The 19,676-nt window shown below is 55.0% G+C and carries 10 protein-coding genes; 5 read left to right on the forward strand and 5 right to left on the reverse strand.

Features of this window, described 5'->3' with window-relative positions:
* Window positions 1-153 precede the first annotated feature (153 nt).
* Window positions 154-4,749: an RCC1 domain-containing protein gene (locus tag CWE12_RS08470; RefSeq protein ID WP_198675719.1), complete on the forward strand. Its 4,596-nt coding sequence runs from the start codon at window positions 154-156 to the stop codon at window positions 4,747-4,749.
* Window positions 4,750-4,903: 154 nt separating this feature from the next.
* Here CWE12_RS08470 and CWE12_RS08475 read toward each other — a convergent pair whose 3' ends face one another.
* Complete coding sequence (locus tag CWE12_RS08475; protein ID WP_126789260.1) at window positions 4,904-6,880, reverse strand: acyltransferase family protein; 1,977 nt, start codon at window positions 6,878-6,880, stop codon at window positions 4,904-4,906.
* A gap of 143 nt (window positions 6,881-7,023) precedes the next feature.
* On the opposite strand from CWE12_RS08475, the gene CWE12_RS08480 reads away from it, so the two are divergent.
* A complete protein-coding gene (locus CWE12_RS08480; RefSeq protein ID WP_126789261.1) occupies window positions 7,024-8,457 on the forward strand; it encodes an MBL fold metallo-hydrolase RNA specificity domain-containing protein in 1,434 nt (477 codons plus the stop codon).
* Window positions 8,458-8,462: 5 nt separating this feature from the next.
* Here CWE12_RS08480 and ku (CWE12_RS08485) read toward each other — a convergent pair whose 3' ends face one another.
* The 4 genes from ku (CWE12_RS08485) to ligD are packed head-to-tail and all read right to left on the reverse strand — an operon-like array spanning window position 8,463 to window position 12,865.
* Complete coding sequence (gene ku, locus CWE12_RS08485; protein WP_126789262.1) at window positions 8,463-9,281, reverse strand: non-homologous end joining protein Ku; 819 nt, start codon at window positions 9,279-9,281, stop codon at window positions 8,463-8,465.
* Window positions 9,274-10,050 carry a non-homologous end joining protein Ku gene (ku, locus tag CWE12_RS08490; RefSeq protein ID WP_126789263.1) on the reverse strand — a complete coding sequence of 259 codons (777 nt, stop codon included), beginning with the start codon at window positions 10,048-10,050 and terminating at the stop codon, window positions 9,274-9,276. Before ku (CWE12_RS08490) ends, ku (CWE12_RS08485) begins: the two co-directional genes overlap by 8 nt.
* A complete protein-coding gene (locus CWE12_RS08495) occupies window positions 10,050-10,256 on the reverse strand; it encodes a hypothetical protein (protein ID WP_126789264.1) in 207 nt (68 codons plus the stop codon). Before CWE12_RS08495 ends, ku (CWE12_RS08490) begins: the two co-directional genes overlap by 1 nt.
* The gene (gene ligD / locus CWE12_RS08500) at window positions 10,253-12,865 is read right to left on the reverse strand and encodes a DNA ligase D (protein ID WP_126789265.1); all 2,613 of its coding nucleotides are present in this window, start codon (window positions 12,863-12,865) and stop codon (window positions 10,253-10,255) included. Before ligD ends, CWE12_RS08495 begins: the two co-directional genes overlap by 4 nt.
* Before the next feature lie 205 nt (window positions 12,866-13,070).
* Between ligD and CWE12_RS08505 the strand changes: the two genes are divergently transcribed.
* From CWE12_RS08505 to CWE12_RS08515, 3 genes are read left to right on the forward strand one after another with little or no spacing between them, the layout of a single operon-like run.
* Window positions 13,071-15,746, forward strand: a complete 2,676-nt coding sequence (locus tag CWE12_RS08505; protein ID WP_126789266.1) for an Ig-like domain-containing protein — start codon at window positions 13,071-13,073, stop codon at window positions 15,744-15,746.
* Window positions 15,724-18,414, forward strand: coding sequence for a TonB-dependent receptor (locus CWE12_RS08510; protein ID WP_157981948.1), 2,691 nt, complete (start codon window positions 15,724-15,726; stop codon window positions 18,412-18,414). The genes CWE12_RS08505 and CWE12_RS08510 overlap by 23 nt, the downstream gene beginning before the upstream one ends.
* Window positions 18,408-19,553, forward strand: coding sequence for a cytochrome-c peroxidase (locus CWE12_RS08515; protein ID WP_157981949.1), 1,146 nt, complete (start codon window positions 18,408-18,410; stop codon window positions 19,551-19,553). Before CWE12_RS08510 ends, CWE12_RS08515 begins: the two co-directional genes overlap by 7 nt.
* The last annotated feature ends 123 nt before the right edge of the window (window positions 19,554-19,676 follow it).

Consider the following 19,676-nt stretch of genomic DNA (forward strand, 5'->3'; position numbering starts at 1 on the left):
GGCTGACGAATTCAATGATCAAGCCCCGCGCTTGAATGTTGAATTCGTTGTCTTTTGGTGGGAGTTGCTTAGAATAGCGGTAATATAAGAATAAACACACATATCAGGATGTTGCGCGCGGTTATCAGGTCGTGGCGCTGGGGTAGAATAATTATGAGCAAGCTGCTGTCACGCTTTGCTCGGGTTGCGCTGTTTGCGTGTCTGAGTGGTTCCTCTTTGTCTGTTGTTGCAGCGTCGGGCGCTGAAAACGATGCAACACCGATGTCCAATAACATGGCCAAAGTCGCCGGGGGTGAACATTTTACCCTGGTAGTGCGCGACGACGGCAGCATCTGGTCGATTGGCCGGGGTGGCCGACACGGACAGGGCTCTGACAGCGTCAGCGACCTCAAACCTATTATTGGGCCATCAGGCGCCACCTATGTCAGCGCGGGCAGCGAACACAGCTATGCGTTGCTTAACGATGGTAGCGTACTAGGATGGGGCAACAACTACTACGGCCAGCTTGGCGACGGCACTCTGTCGACCCGCAACTATCCTGTTGAAGCCATTCTTCCCGATAGCGAAAAGGCCGTCGCAATCGCAGCGGGGCACGACTTTGGCCTACTACTGACTGACACAGGGACAGTCAGGGCATCCGGCTACAATGCGAACAACCAGCGCGCCAATGCCGCAGATGCCTGGGGCGCGATTCAGTTTCCGCCTGAAGCCGCCAGCATTACCTATATTGCTGCTGGCTACCGCCACGGGTTGGCGTTGGACGACAATGGCGTTGCCTGGGCCTGGGGTAGTAATAGCGATGGCGAGCTCGGCAATGCCGCGGCCGCCAACCCACAAGCCGAGCCAGTGCGGGTGGACCTTCCGACCGACCGTCGTTTCATACAGGTGGCAGCGGCCTACAGTACCAGTTATGCACTGGATGAAAACGGCATTGTATGGTCGTGGGGCAATGATATCAGCGGGCTGGGGCGATCGGGCAGCGGCGCACCCGCGATGCTGACGCATCCGGAATTGAATAACATCACATCAATCCATGCCCGCGGAACCGATGATGTGGATGACGGCGTTTTGTTTATGGCGCGGGACGACAGCACGGTTTGGGCGCTCGGTAACAACAGCGACGGTCAACTCGCCAGTGGCAACACCGTCAGCACCCGCGATGCTGTGCAAATGCGCTTTGAGAACGTCACCCCCATTGAGTTGCAGCTGGGTTATCGCAGTGCCTATGCAGTTGTGGATGACCAGCGGGTGTTTGGCTGGGGTTCGAACCATCTGAACTACAACATGCTGGCGCAATCAGATCGATCTATGCATACGCTGCCGGTTGCGTTGCGCGGCGAAAGTATATTTTCTGATGGTTTTTCGCGGACCGCGCTGACAGACAGAGATCTGCCGTACTACGTGCATTTCCACGGGTTGCAAAGTGGACAGGACTCCGGGTCATCCACGCCCACATGGCGACATCGCAGGGATGATCTGGCGGTGCCGGCTCTGGAAGCTGGCGGGCAAGCCAGCTTTAGTGTGAGCGGAACCTTCAACGCCGGTGGCATACTCGGGTTTACCGTGACAGAGGATGAGGCGGCGGGAACCCTTACCCTGTATGGCAATGACGAAATATTATGGGACTCGCAGCAGCTAAGCAGCGCAACCCAGCGGGTTGAGATTGAGCTTGTAGAAAAGGCTCAGCGAGAGTTGCGTTGGCACTGGCAAGCAAGCAGTGATCATGCTGCCGCAGTGGTTCAGGTGTCTGAGTTATCACTTCCGGCCGGGGAGTTGTCGCTAACCAGCAGACCAGCAGTGTACCTAACCTATTTCAATGGAATGAACCTGGAAGCAACCATTTATCGTATCGACAGCTCGTCAGATGCCTGGCTGGAAACGCGCCAGGCCGATACTGACGGCGGTGCTACAGACTGGACTCAGGCCGAGGGTCGGGTGGACTGGGTGAACGATGTTCCTTATGAATTCAGTCACACTCTGGTCGATTTAAGTTGTGGCAACAAGTATCAAGCCCGGGTAGCCGTGCGCAACCGCACTGGCGGCAACGTTGCCTATTCCGGGGTGAGCGAGGTGGCAACGCTTGGCTGTGACAGCGCCTGGTTAAGCGAGCCTGAAGTAGGCGGCAGCCAGGTTGCCGCTTATGTCGACATCGACAAATTTCTTGATGTGACTCCGGATTTCAGTGCCGAAGCTTACTATCAGGGCAGTAGCGATGGGCAACCGGTTGAGGTCAGTTACGATCAAAGCAGTCAGGCGCTACTGATCAGTCAGCTGGAGTGTGAGAGCAGTTTCGACCTCCGCGTGACTGCACAATTAGAAGGCTTTTCACTAACCAAAGACTTCAGTGACTTAACCACAAAAGGCTGCAATGCAGGCTACGACATTCGTGGTGGTGACAGCTTTGAGGAGGGGGAAGTGGATGCCTGCTTCATTGCCACCGCCGCCTTTGGCTCTCTACTTGACCCGAAAGTCAGCGTGCTACGCGAGTTTCGCGACCATGTTTTGCGTGGCAATCGGGTAGGCGATGCCTTTATTGCCGGTTACTACAAATTCTCGCCGCCGGTTGCTGATCAGGTTCGTCAGCACGGCTGGCTGGCCGCGCTGATCCGGCTGTTACTACTGCCACTGATTGGGTTTGCCTGGCTGGCGCTGCATATGCCCTGGCTGTTGGCCGTTGCGCTGATAGCCAGCGTCGCGGTCGCGGTACCTAAACTGCGCCGGGCTTTGCTAGCCGCGGCGGCTGTGGTCACCCTCAGTGCCTGCGCATCCGGGCCCAGCGATACATTTGAAGCCGAGCAATATATGCGCACGCAGATGGAACGCTTCGCTGAGGAGCAGGGTTTTAACTATGGCCATGGCGTCGGCATGGACCAGGAAGAAGCCATTCAGAATGCGCGTTACCGGCTGGCCGAGCAGGTCCTTGTGAGCGTGCGCAGTGAATCTGAGCAGCGTGTTCGCGAGGGAGATGAAGGTTTAAGCGCATCGTTCACCCGTGCGGTCTTCTCGTGGAGCAATGTGCAGTTAGAAAATGTACGCATCGATACTGCCGAGCAACATGGCGATGGCTGGTATGCGCGGATGAGTATGACCGACCGTGACCTGCGCCGTTCTATAGAGCGGGCGCACCGCATTGCGCCGGCGCTGGATAAGGTGTTGCAGTTAGAACGCACGGCCGCGGATGAGCCGTTGCGGCGTCTGCGCCGTGCGCTTGAAGGTCTGGCTGTGGTAGCGCGCGATAGCGTGGGGGCGGAAACATTCACCACCGCCGACGGGCAGTCCGCAACCTTTAGCAACTATTTCCAGGCGCAGGTTGAGACTAGCGTACGGGCGATGCGCGTTCTTCCTTTATTGCAGGCGAGCGGCGATGGCTACCGCTTTGTGGTGATCGACGATGCCAGTCATCGTCCTCAGCCAGGCGCGGCGATACTGATCAACGGTGAGGAAGTGGTCACCGATGCCTCGGGTGTCACAAAGACGATCAGCAGTGATGCCCTGGGCGAGGCGTTTGACGTCCATATCCTGGGCTATGGTCGCGACGAGGATACGGTGCTGTGGGTGCATCCGCAGCTTGAATTAATGCACAATGCGCGGTTTGCCCGCAGTGCACTTGAACGTAGCTCAAGCGCCACGTTGTACATTTACAAAAATCCGGATGACGCCAACATTATCCTTGATGGTAGATCCCAGGCGGCGCCACGGGTACTCGAAGTGGAAAGTGGCCGCACGTATAAAGTTTCCGCCGAACTGAATACTCACCGTAGTCAGCAGCAACTATTGGAAGTGCCTAAGGGCGCGGCTTTCGTGTTTCTTGATTTCCGCTTGCAGGAGCGTGAGTACGGCGGTATGAGCCTTAGCACGGAAGGGCGCGACGGGCGGTTCAAAATTTATCGCAATGGTCAGCTAGAGCTCACCACCGAAAGCAATGCGGTGAACCAGGATTTTGAAGTGGGTGAGTACCTGGTGCAGATTGGGCATTTACAGCGTGATGAGACGTTTGATCCGGATTACCAGCTGATTGAGGACAGGTTTCATGTGACGCAGGATGGGTTGGTCGAGCATCAGTACGTGGCGCCGGCCTATCGCAGTCCGTTTCACGAGGGATGGCGTTTTAATTTGCTGCAAACGCGCAGCGGCGGGCAGCCTGAAGACGGTTTCAAGATCCCATGGGTGCGGGGGCGTGACATTGGGTACGGCGATTTGCGTGCTATTGATAGTGTGCGGGCTGTTGATTACGTGAGCCCGGACGGCGACTTCGAGCTGCAGATTCAGAGATACTTTAACCGACTTAATTTCAGTACCCAGTTTAGCGCGGGTACGCGCAGTCACCGCATGCGCATAACGCGGGACAGCATCGGCCGACCGGTGGAACTGGAACTGGACGCGCTGGTGGCAACCGCGGGTGTTGGCTTCTGGTACAGCGCCTGGAACGATTCAATAGTGTCTTCGGTGACGGTTAACTACGCCGCTGAGATAAATTCCTGGAGCGATGCAAGCCGGGCCGAAGTTCAGATGGAGCCGGGTGGGCCCTGGGAACGCCTGTCAGGTGGCAATACCTTCAATAGTTACGCGTTTTTGGAATTGAATTCTCACTTCAGCCTTGGCGGCGGTTTCGGCTTGACCTTTGCCTTTCAGACACCGCTTGAAGGCGTCGAGCCGATGTTCCGCTTCGGTATCGGCTACACCGGAATGAAGCAAGGCTACCGCATCCCAGCGAGCGTCGACGCCCAACGCGGACGCCACCGCCGCTAATTCAACGATCGAGCGCGGGGCTCGAATGTTGAAAAGGGGTGGATTCAACGATCAAGCCCCGCGCCTGAATGTTGAAAAGGGGTGGATTCAATGATCAAGCCCCGCGCCTGAATGTTGAAAAGGGGTGGATTCAATGATCAAGCCCCGCGCTTGATCATTGAATTTTGGGGAGGAGGGCGTCGGCTAATTTTGCTCTGAGGGCTAGTACGTAGGGCACATGCAGGTGGTTGTCGTCCCGGTAGATTAGCTTTCCATCAGAGCTGGTTGGACATATCTCATCCGTGCAAAGATAGGAAGTCAGGTCAACGTTATAGATGAGGTCTTCGTACTCCGATAACAGGTCGGGGTTAGGGTACTGCTCATCACGGGGTGTCGAGCAGTTTAACGAGGCCTCCTCATGGTGGCTTAAGCACAGCGGCGGATCGAAGTTGAACCTGGGATTATCGCGAATACCAGCAACGGCAATGCCCATAGTTTGCAATCGCTGCCACTGTTCCACATAACTTTGCGGAATGAACTCTCCACCTTCTACAGAACGCGTCGAATTGGTAATAACCAGTTGCGGATCCAATTGGTGCAAAATTTCCAGTAACTCGTCATTCCATTGATAACAGGACTCATCAGCATCTTCCAATGAGCCGAAAGAACAATTACTTTTAGTCATGGTCACAAGCTGAAACCCGTATTGCTCAGCTATCGCGGTGATGGCGGGTTCCCACTGAGCCGCATGCGAATTTCCTACTAAAGCGACCACCACCGACGACTGGGTGTCCCCGCTAATGCACTTAAGTACTTCCGGATTTCTCGGGTGCTGGTTGCAGCCCTTGCTGTATCCCGATGGCAAATAGTGCATCGCGATGGCCAGTTCATTCGGGTCGACCCGTTGCGCTGTCAGGTCGCTAAGTTGCAGTTCCTTTTCAATCAGGGCATACGGCGCTTGTTCGAGCTGCTGGATGTATCGCTCATGGGTAGACAAGACATGAATCCGAAGTAATGCCGTAACAGCAATGACAGGAATTAAGCAGAGAATAACGAGACCGAACGATTTACGCTTAGTCGGGATAGGAAGCAGGCGTAACGGAGACTCGAAAAAGCGAAATGTAAGCCATGATAAGACCAGGGCGAGAACGATAATGGCAATGCCCCCAACAAGACTCACATCGGTGCTATTGGTGAAGTGCTGATAAAATATCAGGATAGGCCAGTGCCATAGGTAAAGCGTGAATGACATCGCCCCGATAGCCAATAACAGTGACGACCCAAGCAGTCGACTCACGGCATTGGTTCCCCGGTAACCGGCTAACAACAGACATAAAGCGGCACTCACCGGGAGCAGGGCTGGAAAGCCTGGAAATGACGCCCCAGCAGGCAAAGCGACGGCACTTGCAGCCAGTAATATCAGTCCAACGGCGGCTAAGCTAGTTTGCTTGACTGTATTCAGATACCGGGACAGTAGCGGCGCTGTCAGATAAAGAAGCCCACCCACCAAAAACTGCCAGGCCCGGGCAATGCTATTAAAATAGGCTGGCGCCGGGTCGATGTTTACCTGATAAATAGCGTAGCTGAACGACGAGATTCCAAGAATGGAAAGCGCAACAATTAAGACTGTATTACGATGGTTGGGAGAAATCAGTTTAGAGCAAAACCATAGCAATGGAGCAAGCACTAGTGGCAATAAGAAGAGAAGCTGGATCTGCACCGATAGTGCCCAGAACTGCTGAACGGGGCTAGGCGGCAAGGCTGAAGCCAGATAATCGACAGACGAATCCATCAAGTGCAGGTTCTGAGTGAAAACGGCGCTGGCTAAAAGTTCATTACCAAACTCTCTAAGCAGGGGGGCTGGTAACAGAAAGTAACTGGCGATTGCTGTGGTAAACAGTACGAGAAATGCAGTGGGTGCTATTCGCTTAAGAACATGGCTCCAAAATGCAACAGGTCGCACAGCGGCGTGTTTTTCATGCGCACGAAGCAGCACTCCCGTCATCAGGAAACCTGATACGACAAAAAAAACATCGACACCGCCAGACACTTTATTGAACCAAATATGAAAAGTTAATATAAGTAAGGCACCTATTGCCCTAATGCCCTGAATATCGTTCCGATATTGGTTTACGTTTTCTATAACTTTCATACTAGTCCTCTCGTCCAGATGGGCTGTATTCTACAACAACAAGGTTGCAAATCCATCTCTGGAGACTTTAAAGTTTAGCCCGGTGAAATCGCGGCGAAATAAATAATTGGGCTACACTGAAAGTTCTGTCAGGGAGAGATTGCATGCTCAGTAACCAGCTTTTACATCATGGTGCCTTTAATGGCGTGACGGGCTCCTGTCACGAGTTTAAGGTTAACGACAATTGTAGTCTGCTGGTTGATTGTGGCCTGTTTCAGGGCGCCGACAGGCCCGGAGACGGCATCCCCATCAGTAAGAGCCCCACTGACAGGACTGGTCGCGATAGAGCTCGCTCCAACGGCATTGCCGATGACCAGAGCATCCAGTTTCCGATTACCCATATAAAGGCTTTGTTGCTGACCCATTGTCATATTGATCATGTTGGCCGCTTGCCATGGCTGTTGATTGCGGGTTACCGCGGGCCAATTTACTGCACTGAAGCCACCGCGCATTTATTGCCTTTGGTCATTGAAGACGCGCTCCGCGTGGGCATGACGCGCAATGGTCAATTAATTGGCGCGGTGAAAAACCGCATTGCCATTCAACTGCGGCCGGTGGCATACGACCGCTGGGAAACCATTGACGTTGAGCAGGACAAGGTCCAGCTGCGCTTTCGTCAGGCGGGGCATATCCTGGGTTCGAGTTATATCGAAATAGAGCTGAGTGATGGCAGACGCGTGGTCTTTTCCGGCGACTTAGGGTGCAAAAACACGCCCTTGTTGCCTGACCCTACGCCACTGGAACGAGCGGATCTGCTGGTGCTGGAAAGCACTTACGGCAACCGCAACCATGAGGCTCGCGCCGAGCGGCAACAGCGACTTCAGGCGGTGATCGAGCATTGCGTTGAGAACCGTGGCGCGGTGTTAATTCCGGCGTTTAGTATTGGCCGCACTCAGGAGCTGCTGTACGAACTGGAAGATATTATCCATCGACAGGGTGCCAATAATCCCGCATGGCAGGACATTCAGGTCATTCTCGACTCGCCCATGGCGGCTAAATTCACCGAGCAATACCAGAGAATGCGCGAGCTGTGGGACAACGACGCTAAACAGCGACTGGCCAGCGACCGCCACCCACTAGATTTCGAACGGCTGCACACCATCGACAGCCACGATCAGCATGCCAACCTGGTCGGTTACCTGCGCTCAAGTGCCGCGCCATGCATTGTTATTGCTGCCAGCGGCATGTGCGCTGGTGGGCGAATTGTTAATTACCTCAAAGCGTTGCTGTCTGATCCGCGCACCGATGTGCTGTTTGTCGGCTATCAGGCGCGTGGCACACCCGGCGCGGATATTCAAAAATACGGCCCGCGCGGTGGCTATGTCGTGCTGGAAGGCGAGCGAATCGATATTAAAGCTCAAATTCACACCCTGGGCGGCTATTCAGCGCACGCTGATCAAAACGAATTGCTCGACTTTGTTGGCGCCGCTGTCGGGCAGGGTGGCGTTGGCGAGGTTCGGCTGGTACATGGCGAGGACGATGCCAAACACACTCTGGCCACAGCGCTACAGGAAAAATTTAATATCGAGATCAGCTAAACGACCTAGTTTTTGTCGCCTTTGCCTTTGCCTTCGCTTTGCAGCCGCTTTTTCAGTACGTCCATTAAGTCGATCACATTGTGTTCTTCCTCGGACTGGTGCTCAGACTGATCATCGGCATCCTGAATAACATCCTTGCCTGACTTCAACTTGCGTTTAATCAGCGCCATCATGCGTTTGCTGGCGGTGTCGGCAAGCTCTTTGCGGCTGATGTCTTTCTCACTGAGTTTTTTAATCTGGCTGGTGAGCGATTTAACCAGTTTACTATCAACTTTCTCAGGCTCGGCTATTCCCATGTCGGAGGGGGAGCGCAGCTCATCCGAAAAACGCATGGTTTCCGCACGTAAGATCCCGTCTTCAGCAAGAATAGCGACCAGATACTCTTTGCCTCGCATCACCACCGTAGCCACCCCAGCGCGCTCGGTTTCCTGCATGGTATGGGCCAGCAGACGATAAGCCTTAATCGCGCCTTCATCCGGGATAAGAAAATAGGCGCGCTCAAAAAACATCGGGTCCAGGGTGTCCAGTGGCACAAACCGGCGCAGATCGATTTCGCGTGATTTTTCCGGTTCCAGCGCGTCGAGCTCGTCCTCGCTAACCTCAATGTATTTGTCTTTTTCAATTTCATAGCCGCGCACCAGATCGTCGCGGGTTAGAATTTTGTTTTCTTTGCTGCAAAAGTAGCGACGGGCCAGCGGGGTGCCGTCTTGGTCCAACATCCGTAACCGAATTTGACTGCTGCGGTTGGCAGTAAACATACTCACAGGCAGGCTCACCAAACCAAAGGCGATGGTGCCGGACCAGAATGGGCGGGTATCAGGCACGTTTGCGCTCCTTTTTTAAACTGGCTTCGAGTGCTTTTGCAAGATCTTTGGATGGTGCTTTGCGCGGCGCGCGGATCGCTTTCACTTTTCCGCCTGACGCCTTGGTGTCTATCAGCTGTAACACCTGTTCGCGGTAGTTGTCATGGTAGGCGTCCGGATCAAAGTCCTCGGCTAACATCTCCACCAGTTGGTGGGCCATTTCCAGTTCGCGCTTATCCAGCTCAGAACCACTGGGGGCGTCGAGGCTTTCCAGCGCCACCACTTCGTCACTGTAGCGCAGCGCAATCAGCATCAGGCGTTTGTTGTGCACACGCAACGCGCCCTGGTACTCTTTTTTGCGCATCACCCAGCGTGCAAAGCCTTCCTTGCCGGATGTCTCCAGCGCCTTTATCAGTGCTGCGTACTCTTTGTCTGACTCATCCGGGCCAAGGTAATAGGGGCGTCGATAGTAACGGTGGTCGATAGCATCGACCGGCAAAAAGCATTGCATAGTAATATCACGCGACTCGTCTGGTTCGGCGTTATCCAGCTCATCTGGGGTGAACATCACCAGGTCGCCTTCATCGGAAAAGTAACCGCGACGAATGCTGTCTTTTTCCACCACCTTATCGGTTTCCGGGTTAACCATGGCCTGGCTGACCGGCGCGTGATCTTTTTTATGCAGCAGGCGAAAATGGACGTCCCGATCTTCAATGGCGGAATACAGTTTTACCGGTATTTCGGCATTGCCCATACGGATAACCGCTTTCCACATCGCTCGTGCAGCCATTAGTTGTCTCCTTTGGGTTTTGTTTTGGCATCAGCCTCAGCCTGGCATTGCGAACACAGCACGCGCCGCTGTGCGTAATCGGTCACGATGCAGGACGCACACAGCGGGCGGTCACATTCGGCGCAGTAGTAGCCACATTCAGCATAGTAGGACACTTCGCAAAACGGACAGGATTCGGGCCCTGCGTCACTCCACCAGGCGCTCATTTTTTGTCCTCCATGCTACGCATCGCTTTCGCGGTTAGTTTAGTGCGCGCGTCCCCGTAATCGTGCCAGGGGTCCTGCCGCAAGGCGATTAAGCGACGGCGCAGGTTTTTAACTGAGTACTGATCCGGGCTCAGGCTACTGTTGACCTCATCCCAGCGAACCGGCACAGCCACCGGGGCCCCGTCGCGGGCGCGGGCAGAAAACGAGGCGACCGCAGTTGCACCGCGACCATTGCGCAGATAGTCGAGAAATATCCGGCCTTTGCGTTTTGCTTTAGACATCGTGGCTGTCACCCGTTTCGCATCATCCCGCACATGCGCTTTAGCCACGCCGCGGCAGAACGCTTTGATCTCATCCCAATTATAGTTCGGAACTATCGGCACCACTAAGTGCAGCCCCTTGCCGCCGGTGGTGCGGGGAAAACTTTGCAGCCCCAACTCCTCGAGCCGGCCTCTTAAGTCCCGGGCAATTTCAAATACCTGCGACAGCGGTACTTCCGGCGATGGGTCGAGGTCGAAAACCAGGGTGTCCGGATGTTCAATATCGTCAATTGTGCTGCCCCAGGTATGAAATTCGAGCGCGCCAATCTGCACCAATGCGATAATGTCCGACAGGCTCTCCACATACAGGTAGGGTGACTCACCGCTGGAGTCTTCAATCATAATGCGCGGGACTTTCTTGCTGACGGTACTACCGGGATGCTTCTGAAAAAAACACTGTTTGGTGTGGCCGCCCGGGCAGCGCACCAGCGACAGCGGGCGGTGTTGCAAATGCGGCAGGATCCAGGATTCAATGTCGGCATAGTACTGGGCCAGCTCGAGTTTGGTGATGCCTTGTTCGGGATACAGCACTTTGTCCGGGCTCGATAAGGTGACACCGGCAATTTGTGGTCGCTTGTTAGTCGCTTTGGCTGGCGCCGAGTTGGGCTTGCTTTTGGTCTTGGTTTTGGTCGCGTGCTCGTTATCTTGCGGTTCGGCGGGCTGTTCAGCCTCACCCAATGCGGCGGCTGGTAACTTAACGTCTTTCGCCGACTTGTCGTCACGCAAGCCCTGAAAAGCCGGGTGGCGCAATACACCATCCCGGGTCCAGTTGCTAAACTCGATTTCGGCAATCAACGACGGCTTCACCCAGTGCACCTTATCTTCCCCGGGTGGGTCTTTAAACGGGCTTTTTTTAACGCTGAGTTTTTCCAGTTTGGCGGTTAAGTCGGTGAGTGTTTTGCGGGTAAAGCCCGTGCCGACTTTGCCTGTGTAGCGCAGCGTTTTGTTGTGCCAGGCACCGAGCAGAAGTGCGCCAAACCCCTTACGGCTGCCTTTAGGCTCGGTATAACCGCAGATAAGAAATTCGTCGCGGCCACTGCATTTTACTTTAAGCCATTCACGATTGCGGCCCGAACGGTAGGGGCCATCGGCGCGTTTGCAGATAATCCCCTCAAGGCCGAGGTGGCCAGCATGCTCGGCGAATTCGGGGCCCTGACCGTGAACATGGTCGGTGTAGCGAATCAAACCGCTGTCATCAATTCCACTGGCCAGCATCAGTCCGTGCAGAGCGCTTTTGCGGGCGGTGAGAGGCGTCTTACTCAGATCGTACCCGTCAAGGTAGCAGATATCGAAAAGCTGATAGCTTAGATTACGGGTTGAGCCTGACGAGAGCGCCTCCTGCAGGTCAGCAAAGTTAGTGGTACCGTCCTTTTTGTAAGCGACGACCTCGCCGTCTAACAGTGCCTGGTCGCAATTAAATGATTCTAAGCTGGATGCCAATTGCGGAAATTTCCTGGTCCAGTTTTTGCCGTTGCGGCTGAACAGGGTGACGCTGCCCTTATCCAGGTGGGCCATAATCCGGTAGCCGTCAAATTTGATTTCATGGATCCAGTCGGGGCCGTCCGGGGCTTTTTTTCGCAACGTGGCGAGGGCTGGTTCAGGCTTTTTAGGCAGAGCTTTTTTGCTTGCCCCGGGTAGCTTGCTTGGGTCCGGGGCGCTGCTTTGTTCTTCAGGGTCCTGTTGTGGGGCTGGTTCGTCGTTGGCGATCTGCTCCATGCTGCGACCAGTTTTGACGCTCAGGTCGTGAACCTCGGAATGCTCGCCGTTTTTGTCACTGCGCTTGATAAGTAGCCATTGATTCTGTTTGCTCTTTTTAGTTTTTCCGCTTGAAGGCCGTCCCGAGGTACGAATTAACGACCAGGCTCCGCGCAGCTTTTCGCCGGCAAGAACAAAGTCGATGCGATCGGCAGTCACCGCCTCTTTGCCCTTCTTCTCAAATGGAGTCCAGTGGCCACAGTCCCAGAGCATCACCGTGCCACCGCCATACTCTTCAGCCGGAATGGTGCCTTCGAAGGTGCCATATTCAAGCGGGTGGTCTTCCACTTCGACTGCCAGTCGTTTTTCACCGGGCTTTAAACTTGGCCCTTTCGGCACCGCCCAACTTTTATAAACCCCATTCAGTTCCAGGCGCAGATCGTAATGCAGGCGCGACGCATCGTGCTTCTGAATAACAAACGACCCGCCTGGTTCCGCTGGTGTGTCAGCGCTCTGCACGTGATTTTGCGCCCCAGCAGGTTCCAGCGTGCGGTTAAAGTCGCGTTTACCGCGGTACTCTTTTAAACGTTCCATACCAAACTCCGAACAGCCCCACTGTCATAAACCTAGCACAACTATTCAACGATCAAGCGCGGGGCTTGAACGTTGAATCTGCCGCCTGAATTCAATGATCAAGCCCCGCGCTTGAATGTTGAATCTAGGTATTGATAATGAGAATGATTATCGATAAGATCCGCGGCCTGTTCATATTGGGTTTGAAAACGCGGATGGATCGATAATGAAAATGATAAGAATGGTATGGGTAACGGCAGCGGCGTTGCTGGTGCTGGCTGGTTGTAACTCTGATGATTCGGGGTTACGTGAAGAGGCGATCAGTGCGGAGCTGAACCAGGGCGGGCAATGGCAGCAAAGTCTGGCGCTGGGGCAATTTGCCAGTGTTATAGAAAGCCCGCAACATGGTCAGTTGCAGGTAGCCAGCGACAGCCTGACCTATACGCCGGAGCCGTCGTTCCGTGGCACCGACAGCGCGCGGGTTGAAGGCAGCGAGGCAATCTATACGCTGACGTTTAGCGTTGTAGCGGTTAATCAGCCGCCGCAGTTACTCAACGCGCAAATCGAAGTCGTCGCCCACCGTGAGATCCGTGGTCAGCTCGAGGTTTATGATCAGGATGACGACCCCATTCAGTTTGAAGTGATCGAAGCACCAGAGCAGGGTGATTTTAGCCTCAACAGCAGCGGGGGCTTCGACTACCAGCTTGGCGAGCTGGCGCTACCCAATGCCTCCTTCACCGTGTCTATTTCAGATAACGTGAATGACCCGGTTATTGAAACCGTCACCTTGCTGCCGGCATATAGCAGTAATGAGGAAAAGGCGGCGTATTACTATCACTCGCGTCACTCCCATCTGGTGCAGGCGGAACAACGACTGCAGCAAATCAATTCAGACCGGGATACGGTTGAGGGCTACCAGCGGCTGGCCGAGGGCTATCTGTATGGCAGCATGGATGGTGAAATGCAGCGCCTGCTCGACGCACGGATTACAGGCCAGGAAGACCGGGCCTACACGCTGGCTGACCTGGCTACCATTTACAACAGACGCAACGAGCCGGAACACGCCGCTGAGTTCAGACGCGAGGCCTTAACGACTCACGCTCAGATGGTGCTCGACAACGGCATCGAAAACATGACCAACGGCAACGGCAGCTTTTACTGGACCTTACGCATCCGAGCGCTCGAAGCTGGTGATGACGAGCTTGTTGAGCAAATAGACAGGCAAACCCGGTCGTATGTTGATGCCCTAGGCGGTGGTGAATACCTGAATGCGAGTGGCTATATTATTCAGGGCCTGCGCGCAGCGGCACAACGTAGTACTGAAGACTCCCTGACGAGTGGCCTGTCACGTGACTACGAGAGCGCGTTAGCGGCTATTGACCAAATTTCGTATGCGGTGACCCAGACGGGGTACCAAACCACCCGGGATGACGAACGCCTGTTCAAAATCGCGCCGCTTTATAGTGGCTGGGCGACAGAGCTGTACTATTTTATTGGCGACAGTGACTCGGCTAAGCGGCAGCTCGCTTATACTATCTCGTTTTATCAGGCCACCGATTACGACCCTGATTATCAGTTCGAGGCGCTGCCTTATGCTGATATTACCCTGCGCGATTATGCCATTCCGCTAAAAGACGCGGCGGGTGTTTTCGCTTTGCTGTATCCGGATGCCGATACTAATGTCCCGCTCGATATACTCGAAGCAGTGGACTCAAATCAATATGACAGGGCGCTGGCCGTGATCGAGGATATGCAGTTCCTCAAGCGAACCATGGAAGGCGAGCCAGTAGCGACTGTCATCAACGACTTATTGGCTTACTACGACGGCAGCACCCGCAACCAGATAGCAATGCTGACTGAGGCCGGTTCGAGCAACCCGAACTTCGGCAGCCTGCTGCGCCGGTTCGGTTACAGCGTGCAGGCGGACGCGGCGGTAGATGCTGCCTTTGATATTGTTAACTCAAACCTGTTTGCTACAGAGCAAGGGCATTCGGCGCAGTATTTAACCGGCTCCAGCGGCTGCTTTAAAGTGATTAATATTATCTATCGTGATGTCAGCCAAGAGCTGGCGCGTGAGCGCGCTGCAGCCTGTGAAAACCTGCTTGGCAACGCCTCAGCGCAACATGTGGCGAATATACACAACGTGATCAGCACCTACCTGCTGGTCGACCGGGTAGAAGATGCGATTAGTCTGTACCCTCAGGCTATCTACCAGCTGGATATAAGTGAAGAAAGCGCACTGAGTAAAGCTGGTGACTGGTTTTATCTGGCGAAGCTGATGGCGCGGGCACGAAGCTACGAGCATGCGATGGAAGCTGCTGAAAAGGGCTTTGCCCAGCTTAGCCTGGCACCCACAACGACCCCGAGTGAGATCAAGGCGGTGCTGACGGAGCTGGAGAATGTATCGGGCCTGTCCAAGAAGACCAGTATTTACAATATTACTAATTCACTAATGGTGGAGCTGCGCTCCCACGCCTATACCCAGCCTGAGTACCAAAGCTGGATGCAACAGCTGAACCAGCTTAGCGGGAATCTGCTGGATACGCTGACTGCTGAGGTGATGGCACAACCAGAGCCCGAACATGAAGGACTCAGCGAAGAGCTGGTGGAGGCACTCAGTGCAGCCCGTCTGTATAGCAAAGCCGAGCAGGTCGCGGCGTCGCTGGCCGTTGGTGATGCAGAACGCCTGCAGCTAAATGCGCTGATATCGGAAATTCAGGCAGTGCAGGATGACTTTCCGGCTAGCGTAATCGCAACGGTGGACACGGATCTGGATGGCCGCGCCAACTTCTTCGCGGTATCAGCTACCACTGAGCAACTGGCAGAGACCGATATCGAACTGGATGACGACGCAGACGGCGATGGGGTGAAGGATGAAGATGATCCGCAACCATTGGGTTAGTGCCTCGCTGCTGGGGCTGACATGGATGTTTTGCGGTACGGGGTTGGCGCAGTCAGAGCAAGAGGTAGAGGCGTCACAAACCACTGACAGTGCGACGGAAGTTGACGCTGAGACAGACCCGCGTATCGAACGGATTGAAATACGCGGTAGACGCTGGTTGCCGGAAACCACCACGGCTGAGGGCAGCTTTACCCTCAGCCGTGAGTTTCTCGACAACGCCCTGAAAGGCAACGGCAATGTCACTGATATGCTGTTGTTTCTACCGGGCGTGCAGGGTGCCGAAGGGGCATTAAGTGCAGATCGGCAAGGCGAAATCAAAAGCCAGCTGATTTCAGTGTCCGGGGCACAACCCTGGCAGACCTCGTTTGTGCTTGACGGGCTGGACAACAACTCGTACCTCGACCCTGGTAGTTCCAGGCGCTCAGTGACCGCGATTAACGATGTCCAGGGGCACCCCGAAGCGTCCTTTGTTAACCATGAGCTGATTGGCAGCGTCACCCTGTACGACAGCAATGTGCCAGCGCGCTTCGGCGCCTTTAACGGTGGTGTCGTCGACATGGAGTTGCGCGATGCGCAGTCGGCACCGACGTTTACCCTTGATTACCGGCGTTCGAACAGCGGGTGGGGCAGCTATCATTACATTGACGACCGTCGCTATAACGAAGACGCTGAAGCAGCGGCGCAACAGATCGACTGGCCGCGTGAACCCGAATTCGATAAGGAAAGCCTTACCTTCAGCTTGAGCCACCAGCTCAGCGACCGGCAGTCATTAATGCTGTCGGTGGCCCGCACCACTTCAACCATTACCGACATCAGTTTAAATAAAGCGGTGCAAACCGAGCGCGAGTCAGTCAGTACATCGCTTAGCTATCAACTGGACGACATGCTATTCGACCGCTTGCGCTTTAATCTGGGCTATTCACCCTATAGTGGGCGTCATTTGATCAAAGACGTACTGGACTCAGAATTCGACCTCGACGGCGGCGGCATGCGGGCAAGTGTGGGCGCATGGAACTCGTTGTGGGGTGGGCAGTGGCAGGCGAAACTGGCCTGGAGCCAGAGCGAAAACAGCCGTCAGGCGCCGAATGTCTTTTTGCCATGGTATCGGGCAGCGGGAAAAGACTGGGGTATTGATCAGGGGTCGCCGCCATTTAGCATGCAAGGCGGTTACGGCGATCTGGATAAAACCCAGACCAGCTGGTCGGCGACAACGGACTTTAGTCGCGAGCTGGATGCTCAGTGGCTGGGGGCGCGGCACAGCTTTGAACTTGGGCTCGGTGTTGAGCGTATGCTACTGCGTCGCCAGCGGCCACAGACATCGGCGGTTTATTCCGCTCCGTTTCGCGACGCCAGTGTGCAGTGTGGCGGGCAGACCCTGGACTGTATCGAGCAAAGCTACCGTATGTCACTGGACGAACTGGCGGCAGAACTGGGCGGGCAAATTGATTTTAGCAACCCTGACCATATTCAGGCGTATCAGGATAACTTACTGACACGTGGTCAGTTCATGCGCTACCGGCGGCTGTACCTCAGCGAAGACATCGAAGTGATACTGAATCAAGCGAACGCCTATGCAGAGTACCATTTTGACTGGCCGCGCCTGCAACTGACGCTTGGTGGTCGTAGTGACTATGACGATTTTCTTGAGAACCTTAACCTGGCGTATCGAACCCGTGCCTCCTGGGATCTGTTTGGCAACGACATGACGCGGCTGAATGCCGGCTTCAATCGTTACTATGCGGCCAATTTAGTGACTTATCAGTTACGTGAGGCGCAACGGCCTTACCTGACCCAGTATCGTCCTATTAGCAACGGTGAGGTAGCGGGCTGGATTACCTCGTCGTCGGCGGCTCGTTATCGCTATCGGTTCGATGACGTGCGCACGCCTTACAGTGACGAGGTGAGTGTTGGCATTAACCAGCGGCTTTGGCACAACGCTATGCTGACGCTGCGCTACGTGCAGCGACGGGGTTATGACCAGATCACCCGAGGCCCGCAGGAGTATATTGATGGTTACACCTATCTGTACCAGACCAATGAAGGCTCGAACCGGCATGACCGGGTGTCACTGTCGCTTAACCAGGCGTGGCAGAACCATTCGCTGACGTTCAACATCAATTACACCGACAATGAAAGCAGTGCAGAGTCGTATGACGACACGGTGCTGGGCGTACCCGAAGACGAGTTGGTGGTGTTGCGGCGGCAAATTGAAGTGGGTGATGAAGCGGGGACGACGTACCAGTTGATGAGCTACGACGACCTGACCCGGCGGCAGATGGACTTTAGCCGTCCGTTAACCGCAAACCTGGTGTGGAACGCAAGCTGGCTGGAAGCATTCAGCTCAACACTGAGCCTGGCCTATGTCGGCGAGTTTGAATCGGTCATTGATACCGGCATTTTGTACGAGATGTCGCGCGGCGACGTCGTGTGTGACGACTGTGATTTGCAGAATTTGACCTACCCGTTGTTCGACGAGTACGAACGGCCTGCCCGGGTGAGCACCAATGCGCGGCTGGAATACCGCTTAGGCCTGAGTAAGGACTGGAGCGCGGCGCTGAACCTGGAAATCAATAACCTGTTTAACCAGCGTACTCACCTGGTGTCACCGGGGGCCGCCGGAATCGAAGTGGGTCGGGAGTTCTGGCTGGGAGTGAATGTACGGTGGTAAGGCGGTTTGTTTGTGGTGTTGCATTGCTTGGGGTGTTGGCCGGGGCGGTTGCCGCTGAAGCTGAAAGTGGTGCTAATGTACGGCAGTTTGCAGATGGCTTTAGCAGCGCAGACTACCTGCAGGCTCAGGATGCGTGGCCGCCTTTGCATCCGCAGGCTTTAGATGATGTGCGGGCCGTGCCCGATTCGTCGGGGGTTGATGCGTTGTTAGCGGAACTTGGAGAGCAGCTGTTCTTTGACCCGGGGCTATCAGGCGATGGCAGCGTCAGCTGTGGTAGTTGCCACCGGCCTGAGCAGCACTTTGCCGATAGCGACAAGCTGTCGCCCGGTGTCGAAGGGCGATTAGGCAAGCGCACCACGCCGATGCTGCGTTTAGTTGAACACTGGGACGTGCTGTTCTGGGACGCTCGGGTGGATAGCCTGGAAGCGTTGGTGGAGCAGCCACTGACCGCGGCGCATGAAATGAACAATAGTACAGAGGCGGCGGTGGAGTATGTGCGTGGCCAACCGCGTTATGTTGAGCAGTTTGCGGCAGTGGCCTTCGGCGATGGTGGTTCAGGTCATGTTGCTGAAGCAAATAATACCGACAGCGAAGACGTCAGTTGGTGGCATATTGCGCGTGCGATAGCGGAGTTTATGCGCAGTATTGAAGCGCCCGAGCGACCGTTCGACCATTTTATGCGTGCGGTGGCCGCCTCGGACTACGCGGCGGCGGCTGAGGTATTCACCGCTGAGGAGATAGAAGGCCTGCACCTGTTTCGTGGTAAAGCCGGCTGCGTGCAATGCCATAGCGGGGTTTTGCTGTCAGATCAGCGACTGCACAATATCGGCCTGACTTACTATGGTCGACGACACGAAGATCTGGGCCATTACCTGATAAGCGGCGAAGCCAGCGACGTCGGCAAATTCCGTACGCCGTCCTTACGCTACCTGGGCGAGCGCAGCCACTTTATGCATAACGGGCTGTTTAACGACCTGCTCGGTATTATCCGCATGTACAGCCACGGCGGAGCAAGACCGCGGCCACGAGGTGAGCAGGTCGACGACCCGCTGTTCCCCGTCACCTCCGAACTACTGCAACAATTCCCTTTAACCCCCGACGAAGAGCAGGCGCTGCTCGCCTTCCTGCAAACCTTGTGATTCAACATTCAAGCGCGGGGCTTGAATGTTGAATTCAGGCGGCAGATTCAATGATCAAGCCCCGCGCTCGATCGTTGAATTCGGTCTATTATCATTAGTAGGTGATGATATTAGGTGGTGAGT

This window comes from Aliidiomarina sedimenti (assembly GCF_003986955.1).
GTDB lineage: Bacteria > Pseudomonadota > Gammaproteobacteria > Enterobacterales > Alteromonadaceae > Aliidiomarina > Aliidiomarina sedimenti.